This window comes from Streptomyces sedi, from assembly GCF_006335015.1.
Taxonomy (GTDB): Bacteria; Actinomycetota; Actinomycetes; order Streptomycetales; family Streptomycetaceae; genus Streptomyces; species Streptomyces sedi.
This window is the reverse complement of record NZ_VDGT01000015.1, coordinates 127,836-140,070: the sequence shown is the minus strand read 5'-3', so window position 1 is coordinate 140,070 and position 12,235 is coordinate 127,836. Positions and strand designations below refer to the sequence as shown.

At 72.5% G+C, this 12,235-nt stretch carries 14 protein-coding genes; all 14 read right to left on the bottom strand.

Annotation, left to right across the window (positions count from 1 at the left end):
• Positions 1 to 19: 19 nt before the first annotated feature.
• Entirely contained in the window at positions 20 to 472 is a 453-nt protein-coding gene (locus FH715_RS19670; protein WP_139647135.1) for a GNAT family N-acetyltransferase, read from the bottom strand.
• 52 nt (positions 473 to 524) lie between these two features.
• Positions 525 to 1,109, bottom strand: a complete 585-nt coding sequence (locus FH715_RS19665; protein WP_139647133.1) for a DNA-3-methyladenine glycosylase I — start codon at positions 1,107 to 1,109, stop codon at positions 525 to 527.
• 81 nt (positions 1,110 to 1,190) lie between these two features.
• Positions 1,191 to 1,430 (bottom strand): hypothetical protein, encoded by a 240-nt coding sequence (locus FH715_RS19660; protein ID WP_139647131.1) that lies wholly within the window; start codon positions 1,428 to 1,430, stop codon positions 1,191 to 1,193.
• A gap of 202 nt (positions 1,431 to 1,632) precedes the next feature.
• Positions 1,633 to 4,155, bottom strand: a complete 2,523-nt coding sequence (locus tag FH715_RS19655) for an ATP-dependent Clp protease ATP-binding subunit (RefSeq protein ID WP_139647129.1) — start codon at positions 4,153 to 4,155, stop codon at positions 1,633 to 1,635.
• A gap of 543 nt (positions 4,156 to 4,698) precedes the next feature.
• Entirely contained in the window at positions 4,699 to 5,049 is a 351-nt protein-coding gene (locus FH715_RS19650; RefSeq protein ID WP_097231575.1) for a histone-like nucleoid-structuring protein Lsr2, read from the bottom strand.
• Positions 5,050 to 5,208: 159 nt separating this feature from the next.
• Positions 5,209 to 5,727, bottom strand: a complete 519-nt coding sequence (locus FH715_RS19645; RefSeq protein WP_097231576.1) for an amino-acid N-acetyltransferase — start codon at positions 5,725 to 5,727, stop codon at positions 5,209 to 5,211.
• Between the two features lie 10 nt (positions 5,728 to 5,737).
• Positions 5,738 to 6,148: a BlaI/MecI/CopY family transcriptional regulator gene (locus FH715_RS19640; protein ID WP_139647127.1), complete on the bottom strand. Its 411-nt coding sequence runs from the start codon at positions 6,146 to 6,148 to the stop codon at positions 5,738 to 5,740.
• A 70-nt stretch (positions 6,149 to 6,218) separates the two neighbouring features.
• Positions 6,219 to 6,413, bottom strand: coding sequence for a hypothetical protein (locus tag FH715_RS19635; RefSeq protein ID WP_139647125.1), 195 nt, complete (start codon positions 6,411 to 6,413; stop codon positions 6,219 to 6,221).
• Between the two features lie 67 nt (positions 6,414 to 6,480).
• Positions 6,481 to 6,705, bottom strand: a complete 225-nt coding sequence (locus FH715_RS28620) for a hypothetical protein (protein ID WP_139647123.1) — start codon at positions 6,703 to 6,705, stop codon at positions 6,481 to 6,483.
• A gap of 126 nt (positions 6,706 to 6,831) precedes the next feature.
• Entirely contained in the window at positions 6,832 to 7,629 is a 798-nt protein-coding gene (locus FH715_RS19625; RefSeq protein WP_097231580.1) for a type III pantothenate kinase, read from the bottom strand.
• A gap of 2 nt (positions 7,630 to 7,631) precedes the next feature.
• The gene (nadC, locus tag FH715_RS19620) at positions 7,632 to 8,705 is read right to left on the bottom strand and encodes a carboxylating nicotinate-nucleotide diphosphorylase (protein ID WP_425472751.1); all 1,074 of its coding nucleotides are present in this window, start codon (positions 8,703 to 8,705) and stop codon (positions 7,632 to 7,634) included.
• Positions 8,706 to 8,718: 13 nt separating this feature from the next.
• Positions 8,719 to 10,413 (bottom strand): L-aspartate oxidase, encoded by a 1,695-nt coding sequence (locus FH715_RS19615; RefSeq protein WP_170184771.1) that lies wholly within the window; start codon positions 10,411 to 10,413, stop codon positions 8,719 to 8,721.
• The gene (gene panC / locus FH715_RS19610) at positions 10,410 to 11,273 is read right to left on the bottom strand and encodes a pantoate--beta-alanine ligase (protein WP_139647121.1); all 864 of its coding nucleotides are present in this window, start codon (positions 11,271 to 11,273) and stop codon (positions 10,410 to 10,412) included. The genes FH715_RS19615 and panC overlap by 4 nt, the downstream gene beginning before the upstream one ends.
• Positions 11,270 to 12,229: a Rossmann-like and DUF2520 domain-containing protein gene (locus FH715_RS19605; protein WP_139647119.1), complete on the bottom strand. Its 960-nt coding sequence runs from the start codon at positions 12,227 to 12,229 to the stop codon at positions 11,270 to 11,272. The genes panC and FH715_RS19605 overlap by 4 nt, the downstream gene beginning before the upstream one ends.
• Positions 12,230 to 12,235: the final 6 nt, after the last annotated feature.

Genomic DNA, 12,235 nt, shown 5'->3' with positions numbered 1-12,235 from the left:
CCCCGAGACCCCGAGACCGCTAAGCCTCCGACGGCTCCGGCGGCGCGAAGTCCCAGACGGGCACCTGGCAGAGCTCCTCCGTCCGACCGCCGGCGGAGCGGTAGGTCGCCAGGGCCGCCTCGTTGTCCGCGTCGACCGGGACCCACATCCCGTAGCAGCCGTGGGCCCGCGCCAGCTGGCCCAGGGCGTCCACCAGGCCTCTGCCTATCCCCCGGCGGCGGTGCGACTCCGCGACTGCCAGCTCGTAGAGCATCATCTCGGTGCCCTTGTCCGGGTGCGTCATCTGGACGCCCGACACCATCCCCACCGGGCCCTCGGCGTCGGCGGCCAGCGCCAACAGCAGATGGTGGCCCGGCGAGGCGAGGAACCGCTCGGCCCACTCACGGCGGGCAGCCCCGTCGTAGAGGGCCTCGGCGCCCATCACCTCCTCGACCGTCTCGACCTCGACGATCCGCCAGTCATGCTCAGTCATGTGGCTCGGCTCCTCCCTCTCTTATCGACCGCATCCCCCGCCGGGCCTTTCGTCACTCTCCCCTGGCGTGGCACCCCCGCAGATGATCGTTGACCAGGCCGCACGCCTGCATCAGCGCGTACGCCGTGGTGGGCCCGACGAAGCGGATGCCGCGCCGCTTCAGCTCCTTGGCCAGGGCGACGGACTCCGGGGTCGTGGCCGGCACGTCGGCCAGGCTCGGCGGCGCCGGGCGGGCCGCGTGGTCGGGGGCGAACGACCAGACCAGCTCCGTCAGCTCCCCCTCCGACCAGCCGGCGAGGGCCCGTGCGTTCGCCAGCGTGGCGTCGATCTTCCGGCGGTTGCGGATGATGCCGGTGTCGGCGAGCAGCCGGTCGGCGTCCCGCTCCGTGAACCCGGCCACGGACGCGATCTCGAACCCTGCGAACGCGGTCCGGAACCCGGGCCGGCGCCGCAGGATGGTCAGCCAGGAGAGGCCGGACTGGAACGCCTCCAGGGAGATCCGCTCGAAGAGCGCGTCGTCCCCCCGGACCGGACGCCCCCACTCCTCGTCGTGATAGACGCGGTACTCCTCGGGCGTGGCCCCCCAGGGGCAGCGCGCCAGCCCGTCGGCTCCGGTGACGACCCGCTTCTCAGTCATGCGGGCAGTCTGCCGCACACCACTGACAATCCACCCGAACGGCCGCACACAGCCGCCGGGCGGACCCGCCGAACAGCTCGCCTAGGGCGACTCGCGCAGGTAGAGCGCCCCGCAGGTGTGGCAGAACGGTTCGGGGGTGCGCCCCCACTCCGCCTCGGAGAGCCCCCTGGCGTCGGGGCGCAGCACGCGGCCACACATCGCCTCGCGTTCGCCGGCCCGCACCATGTGCCAGGTCTTCACCGGCCAGGCTCCGGCGGGCCCGCCGTCCGCCTCTTCCGTCTCGTCGGTCTCGGCGTACTCGGCCCGCATCTCGTGCCGCATGGGCGTCGCTCCTCCCGGCGCTCGACGGTCGACCGGCTCGGTCGGACCCCGTACTCCCATCCTGGGCGGGATTCGCCCAACCGGCGAGCGCGGCCACCGGACCGAAGCGACCTCGCGACGGCCGGTACGCCCCCGAAACCACGGGTGCCCCGCGACCCGGAGGTCGCGGGGCACCCGTGGTTGCCAGGGCTGAGGGGGCGCCTCAGTCCTTGGAGAGCTTCGGCCCGCCCTTGGCGGCCTGCTCGACCGGCGGAGCGTCGGGCAGCGAGGACTTCTCCTCACCCCGGAAGGTGAAGGTGCGGTCCTTGCCCTCGCCCTCGGTGTCCACCACCACGATGTGGCCGGGGCGCAGCTCGCCGAAGAGGATCTTCTCCGAGAGCACGTCCTCGACGTCCCGCTGGATGGTGCGCCGCAGCGGCCGGGCGCCGAGCACCGGGTCGTAGCCGCGCTTGGCCAGCAGCTCCTTGGCGTCCGTGGACAGCTCGATCGCCATGTCGCGGTCCTTCAACCGCTCGTCCACCTGCGCGATCATCAGGTCGACGATCTTCATGATGTCTTCCTGGGTCAGCTGGTGGAACACCACGGTGTCGTCGACACGGTTCAGGAACTCCGGGCGGAAGTGCTGCTTCAGCTCGTCGTTGACCTTGGCCTTCATCCGCTCGTACCCGGTGTTGACGTCGCCCGCGACCGCGAAGCCGAGGTTGAAGCCCTTGGAGATGTCCCGGGTACCGAGGTTGGTCGTCATGATGATGACCGTGTTCTTGAAGTCCACGACCCGGCCCTGGGAGTCGGTCAGTCGACCGTCCTCCAGGATCTGCAACAGCGAGTTGAAGATGTCCGGGTGGGCCTTCTCGACCTCGTCGAAGAGGACCACGGAGAACGGCTTGCGCCGGACCTTCTCCGTCAGCTGGCCGCCCTCCTCGTACCCGACGTAGCCGGGCGGGGAGCCGAAGAGCCGCGAGACCGTGTGCTTCTCGCCGAACTCCGACATGTCGAGGGAGATCAGCGCGTCCTCGTCGCCGAAGAGGAACTCCGCCAGCGTCTTGGACAGCTCGGTCTTACCCACACCGGACGGGCCGGCGAAGATGAACGAGCCACCGGGGCGCTTCGGGTCCTTCAGGCCGGCCCTGGTGCGGCGGATGGCCTGGGAGAGCGCCTTGATCGCGTCCTGCTGGCCGATGACGCGCTTGTGCAGCTCGTCCTCCATGCGCAGCAGTCGCGAGGACTCCTCCTCGGTCAGCTTGAAGACCGGGATGCCCGTGGAGGCGGCCAGAACCTCGGCGATGAGGTCCTCGTCCACCTCGGCGACGACGTCCATGTCGCCGGACTTCCACTCCTTCTCCCGCTGGGCCTTCGCGGTGAGCAGCTGCTTCTCGTTGTCCCTGAGGGAGGCGGCCTTCTCGAAGTCCTGCGAGTCGATCGCGGACTCCTTCTCCCGGCGCACGTTCGCGATCTTCTCGTCGAACTCGCGCAGGTCCGGCGGGGCCGTCATCCGGCGGATGCGCATCCGCGAGCCGGCCTCGTCGATCAGGTCGATCGCCTTGTCGGGCAGGAAGCGGTCCGAGATGTAACGGTCCGCGAGCTGCGCGGCGGCGACCAGGGCCGAGTCCGTGATGGAGACCCGGTGGTGCGCCTCGTAGCGGTCCCGCAGGCCCTTGAGGATCTCGATGGTGTGCGGCAGCGACGGCTCCGCGACCTGGATGGGCTGGAAGCGGCGCTCAAGCGCGGCGTCCTTCTCCAGGTACTTGCGGTACTCGTCCAGCGTCGTGGCACCGATGGTCTGCAGCTCGCCGCGGGCCAGCATCGGCTTGAGGATGCTGGCGGCGTCGATCGCGCCCTCGGCGGCGCCGGCGCCGACCAGGGTGTGCAGCTCGTCGATGAACAGGATGATGTCGCCGCGGGTGCGGATCTCCTTGAGGACCTTCTTCAGGCGCTCCTCGAAGTCACCGCGGTACCGGGAGCCGGCGACCAGCGCGCCGAGGTCCAGGGTGTAGAGGTGCTTGTCCTTGAGCGTCTCCGGCACCTCGCCCTTGACGATCGCCTGGGCCAGGCCCTCGACGACGGCCGTCTTGCCGACGCCGGGCTCGCCGATCAGCACCGGGTTGTTCTTGGTGCGGCGGGACAGCACCTGCATGACCCGCTCGATCTCCTTCTCGCGCCCGATGACCGGGTCGAGCTTGGTCTCACGGGCGGCCTGGGTCAGGTTCCTGCCGAACTGGTCGAGCACCAGGGAGGTGGAGGGCGTGCCCTCGGCGGGGGCGCCGGCGGTGGCCGCCTCCTTGCCGCCCGAGTAGCCGGAGAGCAGCTGGATGACCTGCTGGCGCACCCGGTTCAGGTCGGCGCCGAGCTTCACCAGGACCTGGGCGGCGACGCCCTCGCCCTCGCGGATCAGGCCGAGCAGGATGTGCTCGGTGCCGATGTAGTTGTGGCCGAGCTGGAGTGCCTCCCGGAGCGACAGCTCCAGGACCTTCTTGGCCCGGGGGGTGAAGGGGATGTGGCCGGACGGCGCCTGCTGGCCCTGCCCGATGATCTCCTCCACCTGCTGGCGGACTGCCTCAAGCGAGATCCCGAGGCTCTCCAGGGCCTTAGCGGCGACACCCTCACCCTCGTGGATCAGGCCCAGAAGGATGTGCTCGGTGCCGATGTAGTTGTGGTTGAGCATCCGGGCTTCTTCCTGAGCCAGGACGACAACCCGCCGCGCGCGGTCGGTGAACCTCTCGAACATCGATAATCGCTCCTCAGAGCGGTCAGGCAGTAAAGGGGTCGGTCCCCTCCCTGTCCTTCCGCAGCTTAGTCCCGCAACGGGGGACCGCTCATTCCGACTGTGTGGCTCCTGTCCCCGGCTCCGTGCCCCGAACAGGCGACAACAGCTCCAACCCGATAGTGCGAGACGATGTTCCCGCAGGCCACGACTGAGCGCCGAAGACGGCTACGCCGTCGGCGAACGCACCCCGGATAGCCGGTCGTGACCCACAATCCACCGCCCCCCTCATCCATTAGGGACTTCCTACCCCCCAAGGCTGACACTCCATGCGGCCCGGTACCCCGACATCCGCTACAGGCGAACGCGAACACCCTGAGCGGCGGTACGCGGGCGCAGTGTCACCGGGTCGTCCGGGGTCGGAATCCGCCCCCGGACATGCCTCGGGGGGCCGCACGAGGCGGCCCCCCGTTCACGGGACCCGGTCTCCCCCGCCACGCGCCGGCCCGGGGGCCGGTGCGGGAGCGCGGAGACCGTCTGACGTCGGCAGGTCGACGAGGGAAGCCCTCAGACGCCGGCCTTCTCGTAGGCCTCGCGGATGTTCGCGGGAACGCGACCCCGGTCATTGACCTCGAATCCGTTCTCCTTCGCCCACGCACGGATTTTCGCGGTGTCCTGGGTGGCGCCCCCGGCGGTCGCACCCGTCGCCGCTCCCCGGCCACGCCCACGCGCGGCGCGTCCGCTGCCGGCCCGCCGACCCGCCTTGACATAGGGGTCAAGGGCGTCGCGAAGCTTCTCGGCGTTTTCCGAGTTGAGGTCGATCTCGTAAGTCTTGCCGTCGAGGGCGAACGTAACTGTCTCGTCCGCCTCGCCCCCGCTGAGGTCATCGAGGAGAAGGACCTGAACCTTCTGTGCCACCGGGCTACTCCTCTTTCATAGTTCGGAATACCATTAGGACTGCGGATGTAATCAAACCGCCATTGCCGGAAAAACACAAACCCCGGGCCCTGATTAGCCGGTGGCGCATATGACACGGCGGGACGATTCGGACATAACACTCGCCGCTCGTCACATGAATCAGAGTTGCAGCAGCATCCGGCTGTTACCCAATGTGTTGGGCTTCACCCGTTCCAGTCCCAGGAACTCGGCGACGCCCTCGTCATAGGAACGCAGCAGCTCGCTGTAGACATCGCCGTCGACCGGGGCGTCGCCGATCTCGACGAAGCCGTGCCGGGCGAAGAACTCCACTTCGAAGGTGAGGCAGAAAATTCGACGAACGCCGAGCCACCTGGCCGTGCCCAGCAGCTTCTCCAGCACCCGGCGGCCGACGCCGCGCCCGCGCACGGCCGGGTCGACGGCGAGGGTGCGCACCTCGGCCAGGTCCTCCCACATGACGTGCAGCGCGCCACAGGCCACGACGGCCGCGTCCTCGTCGCGCTCGGCCACCCAGAACTCCTGAATGTCCTCATAAAGGGTCACCGTCGCCTTGTCCAGCAGGATGCCGCGCCGGGCGTACGCGTCGATGAGCCGGCGCACCTCGGCGACATCCGTAGTCCTGGCGCGGCGCACAGTGACTTCCGTTGGGTTTTCCGACACAGCGGCGAGGTTATCGCCGCGGCTGGTCGCCGTCCTCTTCGGGGGAGGCCACCCGAACTCCGGCCACGTCGACCACCCGCAGGGCGCCGCGCAATGCCGCGACCTGCTCGGGGGACATCATGCCGAAGAAAGCGACGAGAGCCGCGGCCGGGTTGTCGCTCTCGGACCACGCGTCATTCATCAATGCCGCCGAGTAGGCGGCCCGCGTCGAGACCGCCTCATAGCGATAGGCCCGGCCCTCCTGCTCGCGGCGGACCCAGCCCTTCTGATGCAGGTTGTCCAGAACCGTCATCACAGTCGTATAGGCGATCGAACGGTCCTGGCGCAGATCTTCGAGTACTTCTCGCACAGTGACCAGGCGGTTCCACTCCCACACGCGGGTCATCACCGCGTCTTCCAACTCTCCCAATGGCCGAGGCACAGGAAGCACAATAGTGCCGCCGGGATAAAACGGGCGGCCCCGCGCCCCCGCCGTGCGGGGGTGACTCGGCTCAGTCGGCGGAACGCGCGGTCCCGCCGCGCTCGGGCTCGGCCTGCCGGGGGGCGGCCGTGGCGAGCGCGGCGTCGACGGCGGCGTCCTCCTTGTACTTGTTGGCGCCGCCCTGACTGCGGACGATGGTGACGATCAGATAGGTGAAGGCGACGGCCATCACCGTGGGGGCGAAGAGCGCGGCGACGTAGTCCACGGGAAGCGACCTCCTTGGGGGCTGCTCGGGTGAGTCAGCCTACCGACCGCCTTGTGCCGGCTTCGCCTCACTCCTCCCCTTCGGCACGCTCCCCCGCGCCCGGCTCCTCGCGGTCCCCCTCCCCGCCCCCCTGGGGCGGCGGTGGCGGCGGCGCCGGGCGTCTCCGGCGCGGCGGGAAGACGTCCGCCGGCGTGGGCACCGGGCGACGGGCCGCCGGGCGCCGTGACTGCCGCTCACCGTTGTCGTCCCCGTCGCCGCCCGGGGTGGGGGAGGAAGCCTGAGACATAGCCATAAACCGACTTTAAGTACTAAACAGACAATCCACCGTCATTGGGGCGGCGTGTTCCCGCGGAAGCGGCACCGGCGATCGGGAGACGGCGGCGAAGCCCGGAGACGGTGAAGTCGGAGACGGCGAAGCTCAGAGACGGGAGGCGTTCCGTTCGTAGACCATCCGCAGGCCGATCAGGGTCAGCCAGGGCTCGTGCGCGTCGATCACCGTGGACTCCCGCAGGACCATCGGGGCGACGCCGCCCGTGGCGATGACGGTGACGTCGTCCGGGTCGTCGGCCAGCTCGCGCGACATGCGCTCCACCATGCCGTCGACCTGGCCGGCGAAGCCGTAGAGGATGCCGGACTGCATGGACTCGACCGTGTTCTTGCCGATGACGTGGCGCGGCCTGGCCAGCTCCACCTTGTGCAGCTGGGCGCCGCGCAGGCCCAGGGCCTCGACGGAGATCTCGATCCCCGGAGCGATCGCGCCGCCCGCGTACTCCCCGCGCGCGGAGACCGCGTCGTAGGTGGTGGCGGTGCCGAAGTCGACCACGATGCAGGGGCCGCCGTACAGCTCGACCGCGGCGACCGCGTTGATGATCCGGTCGGCGCCGACCTCCTTCGGGTTGTCCGTGAGGATCGGCACCCCCGTCTTCACGCCCGGCTCGACCAGGACGGCCGGGATGTCGCCGTAGTACCGCCTGGTCACCTCGCGCAGCTCGTGCAGCACGGAGGGGACCGTCGAGCAGATGGCGATCCCGTCGATGCCGTCGCCCAGCTCCTCGCCGAGCAGCGGGTGCATTCCCATCAGGCCCTGGAGCAGCACGGCCAGCTCGTCCGCGGTGCGGCGGGCGTCGGTGGAGATCCGCCAGTGCTCGACGATCTCCTCACCGTCGAAGAGGCCGAGGACGGTGTGGGTGTTGCCGACGTCGATGGTGAGCAGCACGGTCAGTCGCTCCCCTCGGCGGTGTCGGCCTCGCGCAGGTCCAGGCCGATGTCCAGGATCGGGGCCGAGTGGGTGAGCGCCCCGACGGCCAGGTAGTCGACGCCGGTGGCCGCGTAGGCCGGCGCGTCGGCGAGGGTCAGCCGCCCGGAGGACTCCAGCTCGGCCCGGCCGGCGACCAGCCGGACGGCCTCGGCGGCCTGCTCGGGGCTGAAGTTGTCCAGCAGCAGCAGGTCGGCGCCCTCGGCGAGGACCGGCTCGATCTGGTCCAGCCGGTCGACCTCGACCTCGACCGGGACGCCGGGGAACTCGGTGCGCACCCTGCGGAACGCCTCGGCGACGCCGCCGGCCGCCACCACGTGGTTGTCCTTGATCAGCGCGGCGTCCGAGAGCGACATCCGGTGGTTGACCCCGCCGCCGCAGCGCACCGCGTACTTCTCCAGGGCGCGCAGCCCCGGGGTGGTCTTCCTGGTGTCCCGCACGCTGGTGCCGGTGTCGCCGAGGGCGTCGGCCCAGGCGCGGGTCGCGGTGGCGACGCCGGAGAGCCGGCAGAGCAGGTTGAGCGCGGAGCGTTCCCCCGTGAGCAGGTCCCGGGTGCGGCCGGTGACGGAGAGCAGCACCTGGCCGGGCTCGACGCGGTCGCCGTCGGCGACGTGCCGCTCCACCTCGAACTCGTCGGTGCAGACCACCGAGAGCACCGCCTCAGCGACGTGCAGCCCGGCCACCGTGCCGGCCTGCCGCGCGGTGAAGTCGCCGGTGGAGACGGCCTCCTCGGGAACGGTGGCCACGGTGGTCAGGTCGACGCCGTTGTCCAGGTCCTCCTCGACCGCGAGGTGCGCGATGTCCTCCACCTGCACCGGGTCCAGGCCGCCGGCCGCCAGCAGCGCGGCGAGGTCGGGGTCGAGTCCGCACTCCAACGGGTCGAGCTCGGCCCCCTCGTCGTGCCCGTCGCCGCAGCCGCAGCCCGAGCCGCAGCCGCCGCCAACCGGCTCGTCCACCGGGCGGCTGCCCAACGGCAGCAGCGTCAACTCGACCGGCCGCGCCGGCGGTGTGCCTGGGGTTCGGGGACTGCTGGTCACGGCGAAGGCTCTCCTAGGGGACGACCGGGCCGTCGGGGAACGCGGTCGATTCGGTGGGGTGGACGGCGAGGTGGTGCCCCGCCGCTGAGGTGCGGAGGGCGGCCACCAGATGGTGCCGCCCGGCGTCGTTCCGCTCGGGGTGGTCCTCGCGCCAGTGGCAGCCCCGCGTCTCCGCACGGGCCTGGGCCGCGGCGACCAGCACCCGGGCGACCAGACGCAGGTTAGCCGTCTCCCAGCTGTCGGTGCCCGGCTCGGCCGGCTTGCGGTCCTCGGCCGGCGCGTCCAGGGCAGCCGCGGCCTCGGCGAGGCTGGCGCCGGAACGCAGCACGCCGGCGCCGGCCGTCATCAGCCGCTGGAGGGCGGCGCGCGCCTCGGGCGGCGGCAGCCCCGGCCCTTCGGGGCCGGGCGGCGGGGCGACGGGCGGGCCGGCGACGGGGGCGTCCTCCCGCACGGCGGTCGCGATCCGCTCGGCGAAGACCAGGCCCTCCAGCAGGGAGTTGGACGCCAGCCTGTTGGCGCCGTGCACCCCCGTGCAGGCCGTCTCGCCGCAGGCGTAGAGGCCGGGAACGGTGGTGCGGCCGGCGAGGTCGGTGCGGACGCCGCCGGAGGCGTAGTGGGCGGCGGGCGCGACGGGGACGGGCGCGGTCACCGGGTCGATGCCGTGGGCGCGGCAGGCGGCGAGGATGGTGGGGAACCTGCGCTCCCACATCGCGGCGCCGAAGTGCCTGGCGTCCAGATACATGTGGTCGGTGCCCCGCTCCCGCATCCGGCGGGTGATGCCCTTGGCCACGATGTCGCGGGGCGCCAGCTCGGCCAGCTCGTGGCGGCCCAGCATGAAGCGGACGCCGTCCGCGTCCACCAGGTGGGCGCCCTCGCCGCGCACCGCCTCGGAGATCAGCGGCTGCTGGCCCTCGGCCTCGGGGCCGAGGAAGAGCACGGTGGGGTGGAACTGGACGAACTCCAGGTCGGAGACCTCGGCGCCGGCGCGCAGCGCCAGGGCGACGCCGTCGCCCGTCGAGACCGAGGGGTTGGTGGTGGCCGAGTAGACCTGGCCCATCCCGCCGGTGGCCAGCACCACGGCGGGGGCGCGCACCGCGCCGACCCCGTCGTGGCGCCCCTCGCCCATCACGTGCAGGGTGACGCCGGCCGCGCGGCCTTCGGCGTCCTTCAACAGGTCGAGGACCAGCGCGTTCTGCACGGTCTCGATGCCGGCGGCGCGCACGGCGGCCAGCAGTGCCCGGGAGATCTCGGCGCCGGTGGCGTCGCCGCCGGCGTGCGCGATGCGGCGCCGGTGGTGGCCGCCCTCCCGGGTCAGGGACAGCGCGCCGTCGGGGCCGGTGTCGAACGTGGCGCCCAGCGCGATGAGTCTCCGCACCGCCGCGGGGCCCTCGGAGACCAGGGCCCGCACCGCGCGTTCGTCGCACAGGCCGGCGCCGGCGACGAGGGTGTCCTCCAGGTGCCGCTCGGGGGTGTCGCCCTCGCCGAGGGCGGCGGCTATGCCGCCCTGCGCCCAGCGGGTCGAGCCGTCGTCGAGCCTGGCCTTGGTGACGATCACGGCGCGCGCGCCGGCGGCGGCGCAGCGCAGCGCGGCCGTCAGCCCGGCGACGCCGGAGCCGACGACGACGACGTCCGCCTCGATCGCCCAGCCGGGCGGCGGGGCCGGCAGCGGCCCCGCCAGGCCGGCGGGCAGCGGCGTCCGCGCGCTCACGCGGGGCCGCGCAGGGTCAGCCGGCGGTTGTCGATCAGCCGGGTGGTGCCGACCCCGGCGGCCACGGCGAGGAGCGCCTCACCGGCGAAGTCGTCGGGGGCGTCCGTGAGTTCGGCCGGGTCGAGCAGCGCGAGGTAGTCGAGCGCGAGCGGCGGGTCGGCCTCGGCGGCGGCGGCCAGCTCGGCCGCGGCGGCGGCCCTGGCGCCGGCGGCGTCCGGGCGCTCGGCGGCGGCGGCCAGGGCGCGGGAGAGCGCGAGCGCCGTGGTGCGCTCGGCGGGCGAGAGGTAGCGGTTGCGGCTGGAGAGGGCCAGCCCGTCCGGCTCGCGGACGGTCGGCACCGGCAGGATCTCCACCGGGAAGTCCAGGTCGGCGACCATCCGCCGCACCAGCGCCAGCTGCTGGGCGTCCTTCTCGCCGAACGTCGCCACGTCGGCGCGCGTGAGGTGGAGCAGCTTGGCGACGACGGTCAGCATCCCGTCGAAGTGCCCCGGCCGGGAGGCGCCCTCAAGGCGGTCGCCCAGCGGGCCGGCCGACAGCGTCACCAGCGGGCGCCCCGACGGGTACATCTCGGCGTCGGAGGGCGCGAAGACCAGGTCGGCGCCCGCCTCCCCGGCGAGCCGCAGGTCGGCCTCCAGGGTGCGCGGGTAGCGCGTGAAGTCCTCGCCCTCGCCGAACTGGAGCGGGTTCACATAGACCGTGACCACGACCTGCCCCGCGGGTCCGACCCGCTCCCTCGCGGCGCGGATGTTGGTGGCGTGGCCCTCGTGGAGCGCGCCCAGCGTCATGACGACCGCGCGGCGCGCGCCCTCGGTGTAATGGGAGTGCAGCAGCTCGGCCGTGTGCGCCACGGTCACCGTCATCGTTCCGCTCCGTCCGGTCCCTGGCCGGCTCCCCGGCCGCCCTCGGCGTCGCCCGCCAGCACGTCGAGCAGCGCCTCCGCCGACTCGGGCCGCAGCAGCCCGTGGTCGAGGGCGCGGTCGGCGGTGGTGCGGGCCAGCGCCAGATAGCCGGCGAGGGCGTCGGGGGCGTGCTCCCGCAGCTCGGCGACGTGCGCGGCGACGGTGCCCGCGTCCCCGCGCGCCACGGGCCCGGTCAGCGCCGCGTCGCCGGAGCGCAGCGCGTTGTCCAACGCGGCGCCCAGCAGGGGGGCGAGCATCCGGTCGGGGGCGGCGACGCCGAGGCCGCGCAGCACGTCGAGCGACTGGGCGACGAGCGTGACCAGGTGGTTGGCGCCCATCGCGAGCGCCGCGTGGTAGAGCGGGCGGTCCCGCTCCTCGATCCACTCGGGCTCGCCGCCCATCTCGATGACCAGCGCCTCGGCGGCCATCCGCAGCTCCTCGGGGGCGGTGACCCCGAACGAGCAGCCGGCCAGCCGCTGCACGTCGACCGAGGTGCCGCTGAACGTCATCACCGGGTGCAGCGCCAGCGGCAACCCGCCGGCCCGCAGCGCCGGCCGCAGCACCTCGACGCCGTGCCGGCCCGAGGTGTGGGCGAGCAGCTGGCCCGGCCGGATCGCGCCGGTCTCGGCGAGGCCGGCGACCAGCGAGGGCAGGGCGTCGTCGGGCACGGTCAGCAGCACCAGGTCGGCCATGGCCAGCACCTCCTCGGGCGTGACCAGCGGCACGCCGGGAAGCAGCGCGTCGGCGCGGCGGCGGGAGGCGTCGGAGACGCCGGAGACGGCCACCGGCCGGTGCCCGGCCAGCCGCAGCGCGGCGGCCAGCACGGGGCCGACGCGGCCGGCGCCGACCACACCGACGCGCAGCCGCGCCGGGCGGTCGTGCGCCTCGGTGGTGCGGGGCGCTGAGGCGGCGTTCACGTGGGT